The organism is Pantoea eucrina, assembly GCF_020079945.1.
Lineage (GTDB): Bacteria > Pseudomonadota > Gammaproteobacteria > Enterobacterales > Enterobacteriaceae > Pantoea > Pantoea eucrina.
Genome location: NZ_CP083448.1, coordinates 2414617 through 2435821, shown reverse-complemented (window position 1 = coordinate 2435821; position 21205 = coordinate 2414617). Strand labels below are relative to the sequence as shown.

The following is a 21205-nucleotide window of genomic DNA, read 5'->3' as shown; positions in this document are numbered from 1 at the left end:
GTTTTTTTTGTGCGTCACGACCGATTCTTACAAATCAGATCGTGCGTCCAGCCAGTATATTTTGCTTCGTTCATGCAGAACGGGTAGGATTCATCGCCGTAATTTCCCGGGTCGCCACGCGCATCGTTCCACTGCTCGGGCACCGGTTTTTTACTCCATTTCGCACCGCGGGCGCAAACGATTGGTCAGCCGGTGATTGATGGTCAGGACAAACAGGAAAGCTATGAAACATACTAAAAAAACGCCCGACGAACAGCGTGCTGCGAGAAGGCGCTGGCTGAACTCTCACGATACCGGTTACCACAAAGCGATGGGTAACCGACAGGTACAAATGATCGCCATTGGCGGTGCTATCGGCACCGGTCTGTTCCTCGGCGCAGGCGCACGTCTGCAGCTGGCAGGTCCGGCGCTGGCACTGGTCTATCTGGTGTGCGGCATCTTCTCTTTCTTTATTCTCCGTGCGCTGGGCGAACTGGTACTGCATCGCCCCTCAAGCGGCAGCTTTGTCTCCTATGCGCGTGAATTCCTCGGGGAAAAAGCGTCTTATGTAGCGGGCTGGATGTATTTCGTTAACTGGGCGATGACCGGGATTGTCGATATCACCGCCGTGGCGCTTTATATGCATTACTGGGGCGCGTTTGGCGACGTACCGCAGTGGGTATTTGCACTCGGCGCGCTGGCCATTGTCGGCACTATGAACATGATTGGCGTTAAGTGGTTCGCCGAAATGGAGTTCTGGTTTGCGCTGGTCAAAGTACTGGCAATTGTGATCTTCCTGATTGTTGGCGTGGTGTTTCTCGGCACCGGCAAACCGCTCGACGGCAACGCGACCGGCTTCCATCTGATCACTGATAACGGCGGTCTCTTCCCGCATGGCCTGATGGCCGCGCTGGTGCTGGTGCAGGGGGTGGTGTTTGCCTTTGCCTCGATTGAGCTGGTGGGAACCGCGGCCGGCGAGTGCAAAGATCCTAAAACCATGCTGCCGAAAGCGATCAACAGCGTGATCTGGCGTATTGGCCTGTTCTACGTGGGGTCCGTGGTGCTGCTGGTGCTGCTGCTGCCGTGGAATGCCTATCAGGCGGGACAGAGTCCGTTTGTGACTTTCTTCTCAAAGCTGGGCGTTCCCTATGTCGGCAGTATTATGAACATTGTGGTACTGAGCGCGGCGCTCTCCAGCCTTAATTCCGGTCTCTATTCAACCGGCCGTATTCTGCGATCCATGTCGATGGGCGGCTCAGCGCCGCAGTTTATGTCGAAAATGAGCAAGCAGCAGGTGCCGTATGCCGGTATCCTGGTCACGGTTGCGGTTTACATCGTTGGCGTGGTGCTGAACTACTACGTGCCGTCGCAGGTGTTTGAGATTGTCCTGAACGTTGCCTCGCTGGGGATCATCTCTTCCTGGGGCTTTATCGTGGTCTGCCAGATGCGTCTGCGCAAAGCGATCAAAGAGGGCAAGGCTGAGGACGTCAGCTTTAAGCTGCCGTGGGCGCCGTTTACCTCCTGGCTGACGCTGCTGTTCCTGCTCAGCGTGCTGGTGCTGATGGCGTTCGACTACCCTAACGGTACCTATACCATCGCTTCCATTCCTCTGATCGCCGTGCTGCTGGTGCTTGGCTGGTTTGGCGTGCGCAAGCGCGTCCAGGCAGAAGCGATGAAAGAGCATGAGGTACACGCGGATGAAAGCAGCGATGCGTCACCGCAGCTGGCGGACGAAAGCGGACGCTAAACCTTTCTCTGTAGCGTAACGGGAGCCTGGCTCCCGTTTTTTTTACCCGCCGCTGCGCAGGTAATTCAGATAGTTTTCCCCGCCGCTGCCGCCTATCATTTCAGCCTCTCTCAGCAAAGCAGCGGAGCGCTCATGGCATTCACTATCAACGTCATTAAAAATAAGATCCTGTCTGAAAACTGGTTTGTGCTGCGCAATTACACCTACGAGCTGACGCGCAGCAATGGCGAGGTGGTGCGGCACAAACGTGAAGTCTACGATCGCGGTAACGGCGCAACCATCCTGCTCTACAATCGTGAAAAAAACAGCGTGGTGCTGACCCGGCAGTTTCGCATCGCCACTTACGTTAACGGCAACGAAAGCGGTGAGCTGATTGAAGCCTGCGCCGGGCTGCTGGACGACGACACGCCCGAAGATTGCATCCGTAAAGAGGCGATTGAGGAGACGGGCTATCAGGTAGGGAAGGTTGAGAAACTCTTTGCTGCCTACATGTCACCCGGCGGCGTTACGGAACTGATCCACTTCTTTGCTGCAGAATATAGTGAAGCGATGCGTGCCAGCAGCGGCGGTGGCGTTGAAGATGAAGCGATAACCGTGCTGGAGCTGTCGTTCCCGCAGGCGCTGGCGAGGGTAAAAGATGGGCGCATCTGTGACGGTAAAACTATTATGCTGCTGCAGCATGCGCAGCTTGCCGGATGGCTGAAGCCGTAATCAGGGCGCAGTGATGCGCCCCCGCGGCGGGCCTGCATGGCTGAATAGCTCTGCCTGAATCTCAGTTACGCCACCGCGTTCTCTATCTCCCCGACCACGCACTCCGGATGCGCCTGCAGTCGTGCCAGCGCCTCGGCATAGGAGGGCATTGAGTCGGCTGCGCCAGCGCGCTCAACGCAGAGCGAGGCAAACGCTGCGGCAAACCGCGCCGCCTGCGGCAGATCGTCGCCTGAGGCGAGACGCGCGGCAAGCGCACCGTTAAATGCGTCACCCGCGCCGGTGGTATCGCGCGGCTGCGCCGGAAAGAGCGGAATACGCTGCTGCCGGTCAGGCGTGGAGAGCAGGGCTCCCGCCATGCCCAGCGTAATAATGACCTGGCGCGCGCCTTTGCGGTGCAGCACGTCGGCGGCACGGCGCGCGCTGGCGAAATCGGTTACCGTTACGCCGCTGAGCTGGGTCGCTTCGGTGCTGTTCGGCGTCAGCAGATCGACCTTTGCCAGCAGCGCATCGCCAATCTTCTGCCACGGTGCCGGGTTAAGGATGACAAAGGTGCCGCTGGCGCGGGCGTTGTCGATCATACGCTGGATAGCGCTGAGATTATTCTCCAGCTGCACCAGCAGAATGTCGGCTGCGGCGACCGTAGGCTGGCAGCGCGTCACCTCGGCTGCGGTCACGGTGGTATTAGCGCCCGGATAGACTGAAATCATATTCTCCGCGTCGTCGCCCGCGACGTAAATCAGCGCATTGCCGGTTGGCTTCTCTTTACAGGTAAACAGCGTAATGGCATCGAACCCGGTTTTTTCCAGATGACGGCGGGCAAACAGGCCAAAATCGTCATTGCCTACTTTGCCAATGTAGTGCACCCGCGCACCTGCGCGCAGCGCCGCCGTGGCCTGATTAGCCCCTTTGCCGCCTGCGCCCATCATACTGTGGTGCGCCGTCAGCGACTCACCCGGCAGCGGAAAGCGGCGCATTACCGCCACGATGTCGAGATTAAAGGAACCAAAAACACACACCTTTCCTTTCATCATGCGCTCCTGAACAGGCGTTCGGCGGCCAGACAGGCACCGCGGCAGCCCGTGTAGTCGGTTGAGTGGCTGAAGATAATCTTCAGGTTTTCACGGGTTACCGGTGGCCGCAGATGCTGCTGGATCTGGCTGCGCAGCTGCGCCAGCGGAAAATCAGCCATCGCCAGTACGCCACCCCCGAGGATCAGGTACTCCGGATCGAGAATATTCATTTCGGTCGCGATCAGCTCAGCCAGCCGCCGGACAAACGCCTGCAGTTCCGGCTGTTCGCCGTGGCGGGTAAACAGCGCCGGCATCGGCGTATCGGCGGCGTTCTGTGCGGCCCAGCGGCTCAGCCAGTGGCCCGACGTCAGCGTTTCTGCACAGCCGTGGTTGCCGCACGGGCAGGGCAGGGCGTTGCCCGCCACCGGAATATGCCCCAGCTCGCCGGCACCGCCATGTTCACCGTGATAAAAGCCACCGTTCAGCCACAGGCTGTTGCCCATGCCGGTGCCGGGATAGAGGCCCACGGCGTTGTCCGGCAGCTGCTCCAGCTGCAGCAGATCCCACAGCATCAGATGGTTCACATCTTTGTCCATCGCCACCGGCACGCCAAGCAGCGCGGTGAGGCGCGACGCGACCGGCTGGCCATCCAGCGCCTGAATAAAGGGCAGCGAAATCACCTGCTGCCGGTCGCGGCTGAGAATACCCGGCAGACCCAGCATAATGCCGCTTACCGGCTGCTGCTCCAGCGTGTCGCGGATGAGCTGAGCAAGCGCCAGCAGCGCGTCGGGCTGCTGTGCCCAGCTGGCGGTGGCGACTTTGCGAAAGCTGCTCCAGACGCCACCCTCTTCCATCAGCTGCAGCCGCGTACCGGTGCCGCCGATATCGATACCGAGCCAGCGTGGTTTCATGCGGACACCTGCGTCAGCCCCTGGGCTTCATCAATGCTGTCGCGCATCATCTCCCACGCGGTCGCCAAATCATCATGAATGTTAAACAGGCCGGATGTGCCGACAATCAGCACTTCTGCACCGGCCCCAATCAGCTGGTTATAGGTGCGGGTGTTGCAGGAGCCGTCGATCTCAACCAGATAATGATAACCGTGCTGCTGTTTAAGCGTTTTCAGCTCGCGCACTTTCTCCACCATCTCCGGAATAAAGGGCTGACCGGCGTAGCCGGGATCCACCGTCATCACGGTGATTTTATCCAGCAGGTGAATATAGTGCTGTATAAAGGAGACCGGCGTGGCGGGATTCAGCACAACACCCACTTTTTTACCAAAGCTGCGGATCAGATTGATCACGCGGAAGGCGTCGCGGTTAATGGTTTCTGCATGCGGGCAGATGTAATCAGCGCCCGCTCTGGCGACCGCCTCGATAAAGTCAGTCGGCTCTTCCACCATCAGATGTACATCAATGGTCACGCGGGTATAGGGCCGGATCTGTTCAATAAAGAAAGGGGAGAGCGTGATGTTTTTAACGTAGTGACCATCCATGATATCCACGTGAAGAAAGTCAGCGCGCGAATCGAGAACCTGCAGCTGGTGCTTGATCTCCATCAGGTTCATACACATCAGTGACGGGGAGATTTGAATACGCATCATACTTCCTTCTTTTCAGTCAGAGGATTAAGCACCGCGGCCAGCTTGCTGAGCTTTACCGCACGGTGTTCGTTGAGTCGGGTTTTGAGCTGTTTAAAGGCGAGTACCACAATCAGCACCGCGCCCCACATCGCCAGACTGACGTGCTGGCTGATATTCATCAGGTTGAAGCCGGTTGAGAGCACCTGCAGCGCAATCAGCGCCAGCACGACACCGGTGACGCGACCAAAGCCGCCGTTGGGATCGGTGCCGCCGAGGATAATCGCCAGTACCGTCAGCAGCAGGTAGGCGTCGCCGTAGCCCATGCGCGCGGAGTTAAAGCGCGCCATCATAATCAGGCCCGCCAGCACGCAGAGCAGGCTGGAGATCACGTAAACCAGCATCACCATGCGGTGGGTGTTAATGCCGCTAAACCAGGTTGCGTTGATGTTGCTGCCGCCCATATAGATACATTTGCCGGCCCGGGTTTTACCGAGAAACAGCGCCAGCAGCGCGGCGGCGATGAGGAACACCCAGAGCGGCAGCGGCATCCCCAGCAGCGTATCAGCGCCCAGCGCCTGCACTACCGGCGGCATGCCGCTGACGGCTGCGCCTTTGGTCAGCCAGATACCGATCCCGTTCAGCGTCATCATCGTAGCCAGCGTCACCAGAATCGGATGCGCGCCGATGCGCGTAACCATCAGGCCGGTGATGACGCCGATGGCGGCGGCAATCAGCATGGCGCCGATAATGGCGATAACCAGCCACAGCAGCTGCAGCGCCATCCCGGCACCGGCGGGCAGGGCGCTCATCAGCGTCCAGGCGATAAACAGCGCGGTCAGGTTGGCGGTGGCAATAATGGCGAGATTCAGGCCGCCGCTGAGAATGGCGATAAACATCGCCAGAGTCAGTAATCCCAGTTCCGGCAGCTGAAACGCCATGCTCATAAAGGTGGAGTCGGTCAGGAAGCGACCCGGCAGCATCAGCGTAAAGGTCGCCAGCGCCAGCGCGATCAGCAGCATCAGACCAAGGTTGGTGCCGTCAGGGCGCAGTGCAGTCAGTGATTTCATCATCAATGCCCTCAGTCACACGAAACTGACATCAGTTTCTTTGCGTTTTTTGTAGTGCGTTACGGCGATCGCAATCATGATGACGCCGCCTACCACGATGTTCATGAAGTAGTTCGACACGCCCACCAGGTTAAGACCGTTCTTCAGGATGGCGATCAGAAAGACCCCCATCAGCGTGCCGCTGACCGTGCCTTTACCACCCATCAGACTGGCGCCGCCCAGTACCGTTGCCGCCAGCACATCAAGCTCGCCGCCGACCAGCGCATTAGGCACCACTTCGCCCATGCGATAGACCTGTACCAGGCCGCCAACCGCCGCCATGGCGCCCAGCCAGCCGTAGGCAAAAACGTGGATCAGGCCGACGCGGATGCCGATACGTCGCGCAGACTCTGCGTCGCCACCCACCGCATAAAGCTGGCGCCCGAGGTTGGTTTTATTCAGCAGCAGTGCCGTCGCCGCGGCAATGATCAGCATGGTGGCCAGCGGCAAGCCGACCTGAAAGCTCTCGCCCTGCCAGCTGAATGGCAGTACGTTACGCAGGGTGATCCACCACTCCGGCAGCGAATAGAGGCTGCGGCCGCCGGTCACCCACATCAGCAGGCCGAACAGCAGCGACTGCATGCTGATAGTGATGATGATGGAGACCACCCGCAGCGTGGTGATCAGCAGCGCATTGATCACGCCAAACAGCGTGCCGCACACGATCGCCAGCACAATGCTGAGCAGCGCGTTATCAAACTGAAACTGCACAAACAGGGACGCAAGCAGGTACTGCACCACTGAGGCAACGGCGGCAAAAGAGATATCGATCCCGCCGGTCACCAGCACTACAAACAGGCCCAGCGCAAAGATGCCGGTGACCGCGTAGCTCTCCGCCAGATCCAGCAGGTTCTGTACGGTAAGAAACTGATCGCTGGTCACAGAGAAAAACAGAATGAACGCCAGCAGCACCCAGGCGAGCCAGCCCTGGCTGGAGTGCGGACGTAAACGGGAAAAATCAGGCATTGATCACCTCCGCCAGCTGCTGCTGCTCGACGCTATCGGGTTGATATTCGGCATGAATGGTGCCATCGCGGAAGTGCAGGATACGGTCGCAGTTGTACCAGACCTCCGGCACCTCATCAGAGATCAGGATGATCGACAGGCCCTCTTTCGCCAGCTCATGGATCAGCTGATAGATGCTGGCTTTGGCACCGACGTCTACGCCAACGGTAGGCGAGTCGAGGATCAGAATACGCGGCTGCGTCAGAACCCACTTTGCCAGCACAATTTTTTGCTGATTGCCGCCGGAGAGGGTAGAGATGGCAAGATTCGGGTCGGCAACGCGCACGCCGAGCTGCTGGATCCACTGCAGGATCAGTTTATTTTTACGGTACTCATCGATCAGGTGAAAGCGGTTCTGCAATTTGTCGAGGATCGGCAGCACCATGTTGTCGGCCACCGACTGCTGCTGCACCAGCCCCAGCGTCAGGCGATCTTCTGACACATAGCCAATGCCGGCTTTGATCGCATCTTCATGACCGCGAAAGCGGACCGGTTTGCTGTCGAGCCAGATTTTGCCGCTGTCGGGACGCGTCATGCCAAACAGCGACAGCGCCAGCTCGGTACGTCCGGAGCCAAGCAGACCGCACAGCCCCAGTACTTCGCCCTCATAAAGTTTAAAGCTGACGTCACGGTACTGACCGGCACGGGTAAGATTATCTATCTCCAGGATCACGCGCTCGCTATTACGCGTCGGTGCTTTCAGCTGGTAGTCGAGCTTCAGGCCGGTCATCAGCTCGGTCAGATGATGCGGCGTCATCTCCCGGGCGGGCCAGCAGCCCATTTTGCGGCCGTCGCGGATCACCGTGACGCGGTCGGAGATCTCCAGCACCTCATCAAGCCGGTGGCTGACAAAGACCACGCAGATATTTTTATCTTTCAGATAGCGCACGGTGCGCAGCAGCTGATTGACCTCGGTACGGGTCAGCGAGGCGGTTGGCTCATCCATGATCACCAGGCGCGCATCGGCGACCAGCGCGCGGCAGATCGCGACCTGCTGGCGCTGGGCAATCGAAAGCGCCGCGACTTTCGCATCCAGATCGAGGTCAAATTTCAGCTCGGTTATAATGCTGCGGGCGCTTTCACGCAGGCGCGCGCTGCGGTGCCAGCGCAACAGGCCATTGAGGTTATGCTCAAACGCGATGTTCTCCGCCACGCTCAGGTTGGGGAACAGCGAGAGGTCCTGATAGATGACCTGAATACCGAAATCACGCGCCTGTTGCGTGGTCAGGCGCGGCAGTGCCGGGCCATCGCCCAGCGTAATATGGCTGCCGCTGTCCGGGGCGTGCACCCCGGAAATTACTTTGATCAGGGTGCTCTTGCCACAGCCGTTGGTGCCAGCGAGACAGTGCACTTCGCCTGCCAGTAAGGTCAGGGAGATATCGCTCAGCGCGCGGTTGCCACCAAATGTTTTCGACAGATTCTCGAGCGCAATTAGCGTCTGTGGAATGACCTCTTGCATATCAGAGCCCCATTTTTACCAGTTTTGGCAGGTTGTCTTTATCCAGACTCTCTGTGTTGTTGCCGAGAATGGTATGCGTCGCTTCATCCACTTTGACTTTGCCCAGTCCTTCAATCGTCATACCGTCGGTGATCGGCTCTTTCTTCTGCATCATGTCGGCGATACGCACAAAGACTTCACCTGCGGTTTCCGGATTCCAGATGTAGCCGCCTTTGATGGCGTTACGCTGCACCAGCGAGGCGCCCTGACCCGGACTGAAGGAGCCAATGACGCAAACCTGGTCAATTTTTTTGCGGTTCATGACGGCGCGCCCGGCACCAATCGGCCCCTGTGAACCAAACGCCATAATGCCTTTCAGATCGGGATATTTAGACATCAGCTCGTTGGTGGTACGGATGGAGTCATCCAGCGATTCGCCGACGCCAAATTTGTCGGTGACCAGCTGCATGTTGGGATAGTGCTCTTTCTGATAATTGAGCGCGGCATCGGTCCACTGCTGATGCAGCGGTACGGTGAGGCTGCCCACGTACATGGCGTATTTGCCCTCGTCGTGCATGCACTTCGCCAGCGCTTTCATGTGATTGATTCCGTGGGTTGCGGCGTCAACCAGCTCAAAATCCCAGTTGGCACCCTGCTGGCCGGGTGACTCATGCGTAATCACTTCGATACCGGCGTCCCGCGCCCGTTTCAGTACCGGCTCCAGCACTTTCGGATCGTTGGGTACCACGCCGATGATGTCGACTTTCTGCGCAATCAAATCTTCAATGGCGCGCACCTGCAGCGCCGGATCGGCTGCGGTAGGGCCGACCATCCATGCATCAATGCCGCGCTTCGCCGCCTCGCTTTTAATGCCCGCTTCCATGGCGTTAAACCAGGGAATACCCCCGATTTTAACGACGATACCCATGCGTAATTTATCAGCGGCCTGCGCGCCGGTGGCGGCAAACAGGGCAAGCAGAGAACAGGCGATAAGATGTTTTTTCATACAGACTCCTGGTTAATTTTTAATTAGCTGCATGGACTGATGACGCTGAGAACAGACAATGACGTTAACGCCATTCCACGCCAGTTCCTGCTCCAGCTCTTTATCTTTTAATTGTTCAGTTATCAGAAAATCGACATCACGGTAGTGACAAACACGGGCAAAAGAGGGGCGCATAAATTTACTGCCATCCAGTAACAGATGTTTTCTTTCAGCGGCCAGTAACATTTGTTGTTTTAAATGCGCGTTATTCTCATTGCCTTCACGTAAATATCCGTCATTACCTAGGTAATGACTCCAACTTACTGATAGTGTTTTATGTTCAGATAATGCCCGATGACCTTGTCATGCAGCTCCACCGATTTTGAGAACGACAGTGACTTCCGTCCCAGCCTTGCCAGATGTTGTCTCAGATTCAGGTTATGCCGCTCAATTCGCTGAGTGTAACGCTTGCTGATTACGTGCAGCTTTCCCTTCAGGCGGGATTCATACAGCGGCCAGCCATCCGTCATCCATACCACGACCTCAAAGGCCGACAGCAGGCTCAGAAGACGCTCCAGTGTGGCCAGAGTGCGTTCACCGAAGACGTGCGCCACAACCGTCCTCCGTATCCTGTCATACGCGTAAAACAGCCAGCGCTGACGTGATTTAGCACCGACGTAGCCCCACTGTTCGTCCATTTCAGCGCAGACAATCACATCACTGCCCGGCTGTATGCGCGAGGTTACCGACTGCGGCCTGAGTTTTTTAAGTGACGTAAAATCGTGTTGAGGCCAACGCCCATAATGCGGGCGGTTGCCCGGCATCCAACACCATTCATGGCCATATCAATGATTTTCTGGTGCGTACCGGGTTGAGAAGCGGTGTAAGTGAACTGCAGTTGCCATGTTTTACGGCAGTGAGAGCAGAGATAGCGCTGATGTCCGGCAGTGCTTTTGCCGTTACGCACCACCCCGTCAGTAGCTGAACAGGAGGGACAGCTGATAGAAACAGAAGCCACGGGAGCACCTCAAAAACACCATCATACACTAAATCAGTAAGTTGGCAGCATCACCCAGCAGGTGGTACTGCTATCGAGCAAAATACAGTCACCCGGCGTGATAAAATCGAGCGCGCGCTTGGCAATGCTCATTTTTGCATCGACATGCTCATTAATACGCTGCCGAAAAGATAATTCGTTTTCTCTGACAGCTCTGTTATTTCCCTGAATGCCGGCGTTCTGTTTTTTTACCGGAACAGCACCACCATGACTGCGCTGTAATAATCCTCTTTTTTCCAGCTGGCTTAAATCACGCCGTATGGTTTCCTGCGAAACCTGACATAGCGTGACCAGCTCTGAGACAATTACGCGGCCATTTATATTAAGTTCGTTAATAATTCTTTGCTGTCTCTCAATCGGCAACATACTTATCCTCCGATGGCTATAAATTACTGGAAGCGGGCGCGGGAAAATGTGGACTGGGCAGGAGTCCACGGTGGTAAAAAAAGAGGCCCGTTATTGAGTGATATAAGTTCAGTTATTAATGTAATGCTTAACGCTTATTTGCACGTAATGTTGATGTGGCTCACATAATTAACCCCTGAAGCGTCACAGTTAAAACAGATCCGATCGCCAGCTTATTAATCCATAGCTACCATAGCATGACTGTTTATGACCGTTTATGCGGGATTGACCGTTTCAGACTGCGCCCTGATAGTCAGGGGAATCTGATTGAGCCGCCGTCAGGCGCAGTGGATGATGGGACCGCAGCGTACAACCTGTCCGTACGATGATGAATCGCTGATTTAATAAGCAGTTAATTCTGCTTTTCAGGCCGCTTCACACTTCCAGCCTGCTGATAACGCACGCAGTGCGCTATGATTTTCTTTCCAGAAATTCGGGGACCGGGTTGTTAATGTCGTATTGGATAAAGTCACTGCTCTTGAGCTCTCTGGCAGCCAGCGCCAGCGTGCAGGCTGAACCTCTGCAGAAGTCTTTTTCTGACTGGCAGCTCACCTGTAACAATGCGGCTTTTTGCGTGGCGCGCAGCTTTCCCGGCGACAATGGTCTGGTGATGACGCTGTCGCGCCACGCCGGCGTCGACGATCGTCCGCTGCTGCGTATCGACTACGGCAGCGCCTATACCGGCGCGCTGCCGGGTGGCCCGCTGAAAGATAATCTGCTGCTTGATCAGCGTCGCCTGAAGCCCGACCTTAAACACTGGACGGTTGAGCCGCACCATCTTGCTACCAGCAACGCTATTGCGATTGATGAGTTTCTGGGACAGACGCTGGACGCGAGCACGCTGCAGCTGACGTACCAGGCCAAAGCGGTGGTTCCGCTGCGTGGCCTGAAAGCTGCGCTGCTGCTGATGGATGATGTGCAGGGGCGCGTAAACGGGACCAGCGCATGGGTCAGGCGTGGGGCGCAGTGGGATCTCCCGCCACCGCCGTCGCTGCCATCGCTGCCGTCATCAGCACCGCCGCCCGCGCCGCTGACGCAGGAGGAGACCAGCGGATTGATCGACTATGGAACCTGGCGCATCACCACCGATAGCTGCTCACTGGATCCGCTGCGGCGCGAGGTGAGCGTCGCGCCGCTGACCGACAGCAAAGCGCTGCTGCTGGTCAGCTGTGAAACCGGTGCCTACAACGTTATCGATCTGGCGTTTGAAGTGACGCGCAGCCAGCCCTACGTATCACGCGGGCTGACGCTGAATCTGCCTTTTGTTCCTCCGGCGCGCAGCGACACGCAGCTGGAGCTGGTGAACGCAGAGTTTGATGCCAGTAATGGCCTGCTCTATACCTTCAGTAAAAATCGCGGGCTGGGTGATTGCGGTACGGCAACACGCTGGCAGTTTGATGGCAGCGCGTTTGTTCTGGCGGAATATGCGGAAGAGCAGATCTGCGACGCCTGGCACAGCAGCGACGACTGGCCCACGCTGTGGGTAAGCCAGCCGGCGCGCTGAGCGACTTTCCGGGTGTCAGGGGATCGCGCCGATCATCATCGGCGAACCCGTCTTATTGCCCGCCAGCTCTGTCAGCAGATTATTCACGCCGTCGCTCATGGGCGTAAAGCGGCTGAGCGGTGAGCGGGTGACGACCACAAACACGCCAAGGTTATGCTGCGGAATCATCGCCATATAAGTAATGAAGCCGCCGGCACCGCCGGTTTTCTGAATGATACCGGGCCGGCCCGCTTTGGGGGCCATATAGACCCAGCCCATACCCAGCGCATCGGCACGTCCGGGTACATCCATCCCTTCAACTTTGGTCAGCTGATCGCGCCGGTAGATCAGCGTCTGCAGGCGATCGATCTGCGGCGTGCGGTGGCTTACCGCTGAGTCGAGGAACTGCTGCATCCAGCGCGCCATATCATCAGGGGTAGAGTAGACGCCGCCGCTGCCGATCGCCGCCAGAGTATTATTACAGGGGCTGGCCCCTTTTTCCGGCACCATCAGGCGCTGGCACTGGTCCGGTGAGGGTGTAAAGGTGGTGTCCTTCATCCCCAGCGGGCGCGTGACTAACCGCTGCAGCAGCGCCGGATAGGGCGTGCCGCCCGCTTTCGCCAGCGCGTCAGCCAGCAGGTCAAACCCGAGGTTGGAGTAGGCCGCCTGAGTGCCGGGCGCGGCTTTCAGCGTGGCGTTGCCCAGCCACTGCCAGCGATCGCTTTTAGTTGGCCAGACAAACACCGGACGGTGCGGTTTACCGCCGGGCTGTTCGCGCGGCAGCGAGCCGGTGTGGGTGGCGAGGTTGATCAGGCGAATCGTCTGGCCGTTATAGGCCGGAACGCGCGCCCCCGGCGGGGCGTAGCGGCTGAGCGGGTCATCCAGGCGGATCTGCCCGCGCTCGGCCATTTTCACCATCACTTCGCTGGTCATCAGCTTGCTGAGTGACGCGATGCGGATAACGGAGTCCTGCTGCGGCCGGACATTATTACCGGGGCGGGTTTCACCAAAGCTGGTAAAGACGCGCTGATTGCCGTCGATGGCGACCAGCGCCATGCCGGTTGCACCGCTGGCGTAAAAAATATGTTCGGCATAGCGATCAACAATCTGCGATGCCAGCAGAGGATTAGGTGAGACCTGTGCCATACCGCTGACAGGCAGCACGGAGACCATCAGGGCCAGTAAAAATGAAGTCGGTTTTTTCAACGGGAGTGCGTCCGCTATCAGAATCGGAAGAAAACCTATAGTAATCAGTTTGCGCAGAGCGGGAAGGGGAAAACGCGATTTTTTTTGTATAGAAAGTGCTAAAAAAAACGGCCCTCACCGTTATCGGGTGAGGGCCGCGGGGCTTATGCCGGTTTCAGCAGCGATTCCGCCTGGCTTACCACGTTTTCAACGGTAAAGCCGAAGGCCGGGAACAGCTTGCCGGCCGGCGCGGATTCACCAAAGGTGGTCATGCCGACGATTTTGCCGTCGATGCCGACATATTTGTACCAGTAGTCTGCAATACCTGCCTCAACCGCGACGCGGGCGCGTACGGTAGTGGGCAGCACGGATTCACGGTAGGCGCTATCCTGCTTATCGAACACATCGGTGCTGGGCAGTGACACGACCCGGACCTTGTGGCCATCCGCGCTGAGTTTCGCTTCCGCTCCCAGCGTGATCTCCACTTCTGAACCGGTGGCGATCAGAATCACATCCGGCGTGCCGTCGCAATCCTTCAGGATATAGCCGCCGCGCGCAATGTTTTCGACCTGCGCCTGGCTGCGCTCGGGCTGCAGCAGGTTCTGACGGGAGAGGATCAGCGCGGTCGGGCCGTGATGACGCTCAACGGCTGCTTTCCATGCCACCGCGGTTTCGACCTGATCGCACGGACGCCAGGTGCTGAAGTTAGGCGTCAGACGCAGGCTCGCCAGCTGCTCGACCGGCTGATGCGTCGGACCATCTTCGCCCAGGCCGATAGAGTCATGGGTGTAGACCATGATCTGGCGCGCTTTCATCAGCGCAGCCATACGGGCGGCGTTACGCGCGTACTCAACAAACATCAGGAAGGTTGCGGTGTAAGGAACAAAGCCGCCATGATGCGCGATGCCGTTTGCAATCGCGGTCATACCGAACTCACGCACGCCGTAGTGGATATAGTTCCCGGCCGCATCCTCTTTGATCGATTTTGAACCTGACCAGATGGTGAGGTTACTCGGTGCCAGGTCAGCCGATCCGCCCAGGAATTCCGGCAGCAGTTTGCCAAAGGCTTCCAGTGTATTCTGTGACGCCTTGCGGCTGGCGATCTTCTGCGGATTCGCCTGCAGGTCGCGGATAAAGTCAGCGGTTTGGCTTTCCCACTCCGCCGGCATTTCGCCGTTAAGACGACGGCTAAACTCCTGCGCCAGCTGCGGATGCGCCTGCTGGTAAGCCGCAAATTTCTCATCCCAGGCTTTTTCGTGCGCCGAACCCGCTTCTTTTGCATCCCACTGCTGGTAGATATCCTGCGGGATTTCAAACGGCGCGTAGTTCCAGCCGAGCTGCTTACGCGTCAGCGCAATCTCTTCGTCGCCCAGCGCCGCACCGTGTGACTCCTCTTTGCCCGCCTTGTTTGGCGAACCAAAGCCGATGGTAGTGCGGCAGATAATCAGTGACGGCTTATCGGTGACGCTCTGCGCCTCTTTAATCGCGGCGGCCACGGCGTCGGCGTCGTGACCATCAATGCCTTCAGCGCTGCCGATCACGTGCCAGTTATAGGACTCAAAGCGTTTATGCGTATCATCGGTAAACCAGCCTTCGGTTTCACCATCGATAGAAATGCCGTTGTGATCGTAAAAGCCGATCAGCTTGCCGAGGCCCAGCGTACCCGCCAGCGAACAGACCTCGTGTGAGATGCCTTCCATCAGGCAGCCGTCACCCATGAACACATAGGTGAAGTGGTCGACAATATCGTGTCCTGGCTGGTTGAACTGCGCGGCCAGCGTACGCTCAGCAATTGCCAGACCCACCGCATTCGCCAGACCCTGGCCGAGCGGGCCGGTGGTGGTTTCGACGCCTGGCGTATAGCCAATTTCCGGATGTCCCGGCGTTTTTGAATGCAGCTGACGGAAGTTTTTCAGCTCTTCCATCGGCAGATCGTAACCGCTGAGATGCAGCAGGCTATAGAGCAGCATTGAGCCGTGGCCGTTAGAAAGGATAAAGCGGTCACGATCGGCCCATGCCGGGTTAGTGGGGTTATGTTTCAGGAAGTCGCGCCATAACACTTCCGCGATATCGGCCATGCCCATCGGCATACCTGGGTGACCGGAATTTGCTTTCTGTACCGCATCCATACTCAACGCGCGAATCGCGTTAGCCAACTCTCTGCGTGAAGACATAGGGTTCTCCCTTGTAGTAAAGCATCAGCGGGTTCGCCTCGGCTCGCCCGCACTCAACGGTGGTGCAATCAGAGGCGTGCTGACAGCACATCTTCCAGTTTCTGCTGGTCAACGGCGAACTGGCGGATACCTTCAGAGAGTTTTTCAACCGCCATCGGATCCTGGTTGTGCTCCCAGCGGAACTCCGCTTCTGACAGCGAGGAAGGCTGATGGAAACCTTCGGTAGAAGGTTCCAGCTTGCGCTCAACCGGCGCATCGCTGTTCGCCAGCTCTTCCAGCAGGTTAGGGGAGAGAGTCAGACGATCGCAGCCCGCCAGAGCCAGAATCTGCTCAACTTTGCGGAAGCTGGCGCCCATGATTACCGTGCTGTAGCGATGCTTTTTGTAGTAGTCATAGATGCGACGCACAGATTTCACGCCCGGATCTTCATCCACAACATAGGGGTCCATTGGCTTACGCGTGTTGTACCAGTCATAAATGCGGCCCACAAAAGGTGAGATCAGATAGACGCCCGCTTCTGCACAGGCGCGCGCCTGCGCAAAGGAGAACAGCAGCGTCAGGTTGCACTTAATGCCGTTTTTCTCCAGCTCTTCAGCCGCTTTGATCCCTTCCCAGGTTGAGGCGAGCTTGATAAGAATACGTGAGCGGTCGATACCGTGCTCTTCATACAGGCGTACCAGCTTTTCTGCTTTGGTTACGCACATACCGCGATCGAAAGAGAGGCGGGCGTCAACTTCAGTTGAAACGCGGCCCGGCACGCTTTTCAGGATTTCCATGCCGAGATTGACAGCCACTTTGTCGCTGGCGTTGATAATCTGCGTCTCTTTACTGCCACCCTGCTTTTTCGCATAGTCGATGGCGTCATCAATCAGGTGTTTATAAGCGTCAAGACCGGCAGCTTTCAGGATCAGAGAAGGGTTGGTAGTGGCATCTTCCGGATTGTAATGGCGAATGGATTCGATATCGCCACTGTCCGCCACCACGGTGGTGAACTGTTTTAGTGCGTCTAGCTGGTTCATCGCTTAACTCCTTGATTAGCAATATTGTGGGCAAAAGAATGCCGGGCAACCGTCGCCTTGTCTGCGCCCTTTGCTGGGGATAGTGGTTCCACACAGTGCTACAGACGCCCGCTGATTAAAATGCGTTTTCTCTGATTATGGCGTGGCGGAGAGAGAGGCGGCGTAATCGGTTCAGCCATGTTTTGCCATCTTCAAGCATAGCAGCTTGCGCCGGAGATGCAGGCGAGGCGGTAAGTTCGCCGTCAGCTGCGGCGGTGGCCTGTGCTCCGGCACGGCGATCGGGCAGAGGACGCCTGGCCGCGTCCTCTGTACTCCCCGATTTAGCGCCAGCTGCGTGCTGCTGCGCCGGGGCGCATGTTAAGCGCTGGTTCCGTTCGCCGTCAGCTGCGGCGGCAGCTTTTGCTCCGGCGCGGCGACCGGGCAGAAAACGCCTGGCCGCGCCCTCTGCACTCCCGGGCCCTGCGCCAGCCCCGTCCGCCGCTGCGCGGTTCCCTCGCTCACGCCCGCTTCCCTGGGACCGGCCGCCATTCGCTCCTGCTCACCGCGCCCTTTCGCCGACGTCCTGTCGGCTCATCCCGGAACCGTGCCCTCCCTCGGCGGACCCGGATGGCGCTTCCCGCCGCTGCTGGTTTTTTCTCTTTTCTTACGTTTTTTATGGCTGAAGGTTTCGTGAAGAAGCTTCAGACCACACCGCAACACTTTTAAAAAAAACAAAATGAAAAATTTACAGGCGGGGAGGAGGGGCGCTATCCGCAGCGCCGGGCGCAGAGTGACGGCCAGGGCGAGCCGGCAGGACGCCGGCGAGAGCGCGGGTTGAGCAGGAGCGAATCCGCGCGGTCCGTTAAGGCCGGAGGGATAAGTCCGGGAATTCGCGAGGACGGCGCGGGGCGCGGATTGCTAAGGGGCGCGCCCACCCGCCCCTTAGCCCGTCCGCGTGCGGAAATGCCGCTGAAACTGCCAGAAGCCTGGCGGGCGGAACCCCTCCGGTGCCGCGCGCTGCTTAGCGCCCAGCCCCGCGCTGCTCAGCGCCCAGCCCCCGCGCTGCTCAGCGCACAACTCCCGCGCTGCCCAGCGCACAACTCCCGCGCTGCTAAGCGCCACTCCCGCTAAGCCACTCCCGCACGGGGAGAAAATCCGTATAAAGCTGCGCTTCCGGTGAGCCGGGCTCGGGCTGATAGTCATATTCCCAGCGCACCAGCGGCGGCATCGACATCAGAATTGACTCGGTTCTGCCGCCAGTCTGCAGACCAAACAGCGTGCCGCGGTCCCATACCAGGTTGAACTCAACGTAACGCCCGCGGCGGTAGAGCTGGAACTGGCGCTCGCGATCGCCCCACGGCAGTGCTTTACGGCGTGCAACAATCGGCAGATAGGCCTGCAGATAGCCGCGGCCGACCGCCTGCATAAAGTCAAAGCAGCGGTCAAAGTCTGGCGTGTTCAGATCGTCATAAAACAGACCGCCGATACCGCGCTGCTCATTGCGATGCTTCAGGTGGAAATAGTCATCACACCATTTTTTATAGCGCGGATAGACATCCTCGCCAAACGGCTCGCAAAGATTGGCTGCGGTCTGATGCCAGTGCATGGCATCCTCGGTAAAACCGTAGTAGGGCGTCAGATCAAACCCGCCGCCGAACCACCAGACCGGATCGGCACCGGGTTTTTCAGCGATGAAAAAGCGCACGTTAGCGTGGCTGGTCGGCACATAGGGGTTTTCCGGATGGACTACCAGTGAAACGCCCATCGCCTCAAAACTGCGTCCGGCAAGCTCCGGACGATGCGCGGTGGCTGAAGCGGGCATCTGGTCGCCATGCACATGGGAAAAGTTGACCCCGGCCTGCTCAAATACCGTGCCGTTACGCAGAACCCGGCTGCGTCCGCCACCGCCACCGGGACGCTGCCAGCTATCTTCGGCAAACGTTGCGCCGCCATCCGCTGCGGCCAGTTGATTGCAGATCTCATCCTGCAGCGTCAGCAAAAACGCCTTAACGCGTGAAATATCGGGATTGCTCATGCGTCACTCTCTCTGTAAATGTGCCGTAAGCTTACCACAGCCCGGGATCACGCCTGGCGACGATCGTATGCGGCAAAATAGTTAACAATTCCGCTGGCAATGGCGGTGGCGATCTTATGGCGAAAGGCGGTAGTGCCCAGCAGCTGCTCTTCATGCGGATTGGTAATAAACGAGGTTTCAACCAGCACGGAGGGAATAGAGGGCGACTTCAGCACGGCAAAGGCGGCCTGCTCGGTATGCTGACTGTGCAGATGATGCACCGGGCGGATCTGATCCAGGACGTGCTTGCCCAGCGTCAGGCTGTTGCGAATCGTATCGGTCTGCACCAGATCAAACAGAATCTCATTCAGATAGTGATCTTTCTGCTGTACGGCGGCGCCGCCTGCTTTATCTGCATCGTTTTCACGCTGCGACAGATAGCGTGCCATTGCGCTGCTGGCGCCGCGATTGGAGAGGGCAAATACCGAAGCGCCGTTTGCATCCGGGCTGGTAAAGCCGTCAGCGTGAACCGACATAAACAGGCTCGCGCCGTGCTGATGTGCAATCTCCACCCGCTGATAGAGAGGGATAAAGTGGTCACTGTCGCGCGTCAGTCGCACCTCAATATGCGGATGTGAATGCAGCAGCGTGCGCACGGTATTGGCAATCTCCAGAACAATATGCTTCTCCTCCGCGCCTTCCTGTCCCACCGCGCCGGAGTCGATACCGCCATGACCGGGATCGATCATCACAATTCGCTTACCGCTGGCAGCAGGTTTCGGTGCGGCATGACGCGGCGCCGCTGTGATCTCTGCCCGCGTCTCCTTCGCCTGAATTGCGCGCGGCGAAAGCACTGCCAGCGCCAGTCCCGAAAGGATCAGCTGGCGGCGGTTAGTCAGGCGTGAAAGCAGTGAAATCTTTTTCATTTACAGGTCCCTGGCGGAGAAATAAGCCCAGTGTTATAACGTAACCGCCGCAGCACGGCGACCCCGCAACCATTTCAGCGTATTACTTTGTATTGCACGGTGCTAACCGGGATTTAGCCGCTTTTTTCTGCCATTGCGGAACAGGAGGGTTGCGCCACGCAAAGAATGCGTGATAATCAGCGAATTATGCCGATCAGCAGGATACGTCGATGGAAATTCGCTCTTTCCGCCAGGAAGATTTTGATGAAGTAATCACGCTCTGGGAGCGTTGCGATCTGTTACGCCCGTGGAACGACCCGGAGCTGGATATCGAACGCAAAATGAATCATGACCCGGAACTGTTTCTGGTCGCTGAAGTGGGCGGCGAAGTGGTCGGCACGCTGATGGGCGGCTACGACGGTCATCGCGGCTCAGCCTACTATCTGGCTGTGCATCCGGACTATCAGGGGCGCGGCTTTGCCAATGCGCTGATGAACCGGCTGGAGAAAAAGCTGATTGCCCGCGGCTGCCCGAAAATTCATCTCATGGTGCGGGAAGAGAACGATCAGGTCGTGGCATTTTATGAAAAGCTCGACTATGAACCCGTGGAGGCGCTGCTGCTGGGCAAGCGGCTGATTGAAGATCGCGAATATTGATTGATCCGGCCGGCTAAACTTTTTGCCATCGCGTGACTCCAAGAGGCACGCAATAAAGTTGAAACCATGGAGTTAGCATGAAAGCTGTACGTTTTGCGGCGCTGGCGGCGGCGCTGGCCGTGTCAGGCTGCGCCACTACCGGCCAGGCACCGGCAGAGCATGAGAGCCACTGGTATAATCCACTGACTTACCACTGGGCCGCGCTCAACCCGCTAAGCTGGTTTGGCGGTTCTCTGCAGGTAACTGAGCAGGGTGTGGCGGGTCTCAATGGCAGCACCCTGATGAGTGAATCGGCTATTTCGCAGGCGCTGAATAATGATTACCAGCTGCGGCAGGGTATGCGCAGCGAACAGGGCGAGGTGGCTGAGTTCTGGCAGGCGCTGCAGGATGGCAAGGTGAAGCTGATCATCAGCGGTAAACCCACCGTTGAACGGATCGAGGTGCTGGATGCGACAGCGGAGAGCAGCAGCGGCAGTAAAATCGGTGACCGCTTCAGCGATACGTTCACTAAAGCCTTCAACAACTGCAAAATGGTCGCAGGCCTCGATGCGCACGACGTTGAGTGCCAGGCGCCGGGCAGTCAGCATATCTTCTATGTCTACAGCGGCAAATGGCACGGCCCGGCGGGTCTGATGCCTTCAGATGACACGCTGAAAAGCTGGACGATCAGTAAAATTGTCTGGCAGCGCTAACCCTGCCGGGGGCCGCTTTCAGGCGGCCCACACCCGCCTGCGTATATTTCTGAAAACCTGCTTTTCTCTGCCG

Annotated in this window: 18 protein-coding genes and 2 pseudogenes; 5 read left to right on the top strand and 15 right to left on the bottom strand. The window is 57.9% G+C overall.

The genetic code is table 11. The features are described from left to right. Positions 1–223: 223 nt before the first annotated feature. Positions 224–1726, top strand: coding sequence for an L-asparagine permease (gene ansP, locus LAC65_RS11650; RefSeq protein ID WP_039379509.1), 1503 nt, complete (start codon positions 224–226; stop codon positions 1724–1726). Positions 1727–1858: 132 nt separating this feature from the next. Continuing rightward, on the top strand, positions 1859–2437 hold the full coding sequence (gene nudK, locus LAC65_RS11645; protein WP_039379507.1) for a GDP-mannose pyrophosphatase NudK: 579 nt from the start codon (positions 1859–1861) through the stop codon (positions 2435–2437). Positions 2438–2502: 65 nt separating this feature from the next. Here nudK and LAC65_RS11640 read toward each other — a convergent pair whose 3' ends face one another. The 10 genes and pseudogenes from LAC65_RS11640 to LAC65_RS11595 form a co-directional block, all read right to left on the bottom strand. Continuing rightward, positions 2503–3465, bottom strand: a complete 963-nt coding sequence (locus LAC65_RS11640; protein WP_039379505.1) for a ribokinase — start codon at positions 3463–3465, stop codon at positions 2503–2505. After that, positions 3465–4358, bottom strand: a complete 894-nt coding sequence (gene alsK / locus LAC65_RS11635; RefSeq protein WP_039379503.1) for an allose kinase — start codon at positions 4356–4358, stop codon at positions 3465–3467. Before alsK ends, LAC65_RS11640 begins: the two co-directional genes overlap by 1 nt. Next, a complete protein-coding gene (alsE, locus tag LAC65_RS11630; protein WP_039379501.1) occupies positions 4355–5047 on the bottom strand; it encodes a D-allulose 6-phosphate 3-epimerase in 693 nt (230 codons plus the stop codon). The genes alsK and alsE overlap by 4 nt, the downstream gene beginning before the upstream one ends. Beyond that, complete coding sequence (locus LAC65_RS11625; RefSeq protein ID WP_039385603.1) at positions 5047–6096, bottom strand: ABC transporter permease; 1050 nt, start codon at positions 6094–6096, stop codon at positions 5047–5049. The genes alsE and LAC65_RS11625 overlap by 1 nt, the downstream gene beginning before the upstream one ends. Before the next feature lie 15 nt (positions 6097–6111). Continuing rightward, positions 6112–7101, bottom strand: coding sequence for an ABC transporter permease (locus LAC65_RS11620; protein ID WP_039379498.1), 990 nt, complete (start codon positions 7099–7101; stop codon positions 6112–6114). Continuing rightward, on the bottom strand, positions 7094–8599 hold the full coding sequence (locus LAC65_RS11615; protein ID WP_039379496.1) for a sugar ABC transporter ATP-binding protein: 1506 nt from the start codon (positions 8597–8599) through the stop codon (positions 7094–7096). The genes LAC65_RS11620 and LAC65_RS11615 overlap by 8 nt, the downstream gene beginning before the upstream one ends. Before the next feature lies 1 nt (position 8600). After that, positions 8601–9584 carry a substrate-binding domain-containing protein gene (locus LAC65_RS11610; protein WP_039379493.1) on the bottom strand — a complete coding sequence of 328 codons (984 nt, stop codon included), beginning with the start codon at positions 9582–9584 and terminating at the stop codon, positions 8601–8603. A gap of 12 nt (positions 9585–9596) precedes the next feature. Continuing rightward, a pseudogene (locus LAC65_RS11605) lies at positions 9597–9869 on the bottom strand (DeoR/GlpR family DNA-binding transcription regulator); the annotation flags it as partial. 14 nt (positions 9870–9883) lie between these two features. Then, a protein-coding gene (locus tag LAC65_RS11600) for an IS1 family transposase (RefSeq protein WP_223429336.1) occupies positions 9884–10581 on the bottom strand; the annotation gives its coding sequence in 2 pieces (ribosomal slippage) (positions 9884–10332 and positions 10332–10581; 699 coding nt in all). 48 nt (positions 10582–10629) lie between these two features. After that, positions 10630–10986, bottom strand: a pseudogene (locus LAC65_RS11595) (DeoR/GlpR family DNA-binding transcription regulator); the annotation flags it as partial. A 490-nt stretch (positions 10987–11476) separates the two neighbouring features. Here LAC65_RS11595 and LAC65_RS11590 point away from each other — a divergent pair. Then, complete coding sequence (locus LAC65_RS11590) at positions 11477–12529, top strand: DUF1176 domain-containing protein (RefSeq protein WP_039379487.1); 1053 nt, start codon at positions 11477–11479, stop codon at positions 12527–12529. Between the two features lie 15 nt (positions 12530–12544). Here the strand turns inward: LAC65_RS11590 and ampH are convergent, their stop codons facing one another. From ampH to amiA, 5 genes are all read right to left on the bottom strand, one after another. Further along, positions 12545–13654, bottom strand: coding sequence for a D-alanyl-D-alanine-carboxypeptidase/endopeptidase AmpH (ampH, locus tag LAC65_RS11585; RefSeq protein WP_420852413.1), 1110 nt, complete (start codon positions 13652–13654; stop codon positions 12545–12547). A gap of 203 nt (positions 13655–13857) precedes the next feature. Next, a complete protein-coding gene (gene tkt, locus LAC65_RS11580) occupies positions 13858–15867 on the bottom strand; it encodes a transketolase (RefSeq protein WP_039379483.1) in 2010 nt (669 codons plus the stop codon). A 68-nt stretch (positions 15868–15935) separates the two neighbouring features. After that, positions 15936–16886 (bottom strand): transaldolase, encoded by a 951-nt coding sequence (gene tal / locus LAC65_RS11575; RefSeq protein ID WP_039379481.1) that lies wholly within the window; start codon positions 16884–16886, stop codon positions 15936–15938. Between the two features lie 1090 nt (positions 16887–17976). Beyond that, on the bottom strand, positions 17977–18900 hold the full coding sequence (gene hemF, locus LAC65_RS11570) for an oxygen-dependent coproporphyrinogen oxidase (RefSeq protein WP_039379477.1): 924 nt from the start codon (positions 18898–18900) through the stop codon (positions 17977–17979). Between the two features lie 47 nt (positions 18901–18947). Continuing rightward, a complete protein-coding gene (gene amiA / locus LAC65_RS11565; RefSeq protein WP_039379474.1) occupies positions 18948–19805 on the bottom strand; it encodes an N-acetylmuramoyl-L-alanine amidase AmiA in 858 nt (285 codons plus the stop codon). Positions 19806–20014: 209 nt separating this feature from the next. On the opposite strand from amiA, the gene LAC65_RS11560 reads away from it, so the two are divergent. Together LAC65_RS11560 and LAC65_RS11555 are read left to right on the top strand one after the other, a co-directional pair. Beyond that, on the top strand, positions 20015–20440 hold the full coding sequence (locus LAC65_RS11560) for a GNAT family acetyltransferase (RefSeq protein ID WP_039379472.1): 426 nt from the start codon (positions 20015–20017) through the stop codon (positions 20438–20440). Positions 20441–20517: 77 nt separating this feature from the next. Further along, positions 20518–21132 carry an RpoE-regulated lipoprotein gene (locus tag LAC65_RS11555; protein WP_039379470.1) on the top strand — a complete coding sequence of 205 codons (615 nt, stop codon included), beginning with the start codon at positions 20518–20520 and terminating at the stop codon, positions 21130–21132. Positions 21133–21205: the final 73 nt, after the last annotated feature.

Coding starts and splice junctions, on each gene's coding strand:
- LAC65_RS11625 (WP_039385603.1), bottom strand. CDS start 6,096: ATGAAATCACTGACTGCACTGCGCCCTGACGGCACCAACCTTGGTCTG.
- amiA (WP_039379474.1), bottom strand. CDS start 19,805: ATGAAAAAGATTTCACTGCTTTCACGCCTGACTAACCGCCGCCAGCTG.
- LAC65_RS11555 (WP_039379470.1), top strand. CDS start 20,518: ATGAAAGCTGTACGTTTTGCGGCGCTGGCGGCGGCGCTGGCCGTGTCA.
- LAC65_RS11640 (WP_039379505.1), bottom strand. CDS start 3,465: ATGAAAGGAAAGGTGTGTGTTTTTGGTTCCTTTAATCTCGACATCGTG.
- ampH (WP_420852413.1), bottom strand. CDS start 13,654: ATGGCACAGGTCTCACCTAATCCTCTGCTGGCATCGCAGATTGTTGAT.
- LAC65_RS11615 (WP_039379496.1), bottom strand. CDS start 8,599: ATGCAAGAGGTCATTCCACAGACGCTAATTGCGCTCGAGAATCTGTCG.
- LAC65_RS11560 (WP_039379472.1), top strand. CDS start 20,015: ATGGAAATTCGCTCTTTCCGCCAGGAAGATTTTGATGAAGTAATCACG.
- alsK (WP_039379503.1), bottom strand. CDS start 4,358: ATGAAACCACGCTGGCTCGGTATCGATATCGGCGGCACCGGTACGCGG.
- hemF (WP_039379477.1), bottom strand. CDS start 18,900: ATGAGCAATCCCGATATTTCACGCGTTAAGGCGTTTTTGCTGACGCTG.
- ansP (WP_039379509.1), top strand. CDS start 224: ATGAAACATACTAAAAAAACGCCCGACGAACAGCGTGCTGCGAGAAGG.
- LAC65_RS11620 (WP_039379498.1), bottom strand. CDS start 7,101: ATGCCTGATTTTTCCCGTTTACGTCCGCACTCCAGCCAGGGCTGGCTC.
- tkt (WP_039379483.1), bottom strand. CDS start 15,867: ATGTCTTCACGCAGAGAGTTGGCTAACGCGATTCGCGCGTTGAGTATG.
- LAC65_RS11590 (WP_039379487.1), top strand. CDS start 11,477: ATGTCGTATTGGATAAAGTCACTGCTCTTGAGCTCTCTGGCAGCCAGC.
- LAC65_RS11610 (WP_039379493.1), bottom strand. CDS start 9,584: ATGAAAAAACATCTTATCGCCTGTTCTCTGCTTGCCCTGTTTGCCGCC.
- nudK (WP_039379507.1), top strand. CDS start 1,859: ATGGCATTCACTATCAACGTCATTAAAAATAAGATCCTGTCTGAAAAC.
- tal (WP_039379481.1), bottom strand. CDS start 16,886: ATGAACCAGCTAGACGCACTAAAACAGTTCACCACCGTGGTGGCGGAC.
- alsE (WP_039379501.1), bottom strand. CDS start 5,047: ATGCGTATTCAAATCTCCCCGTCACTGATGTGTATGAACCTGATGGAG.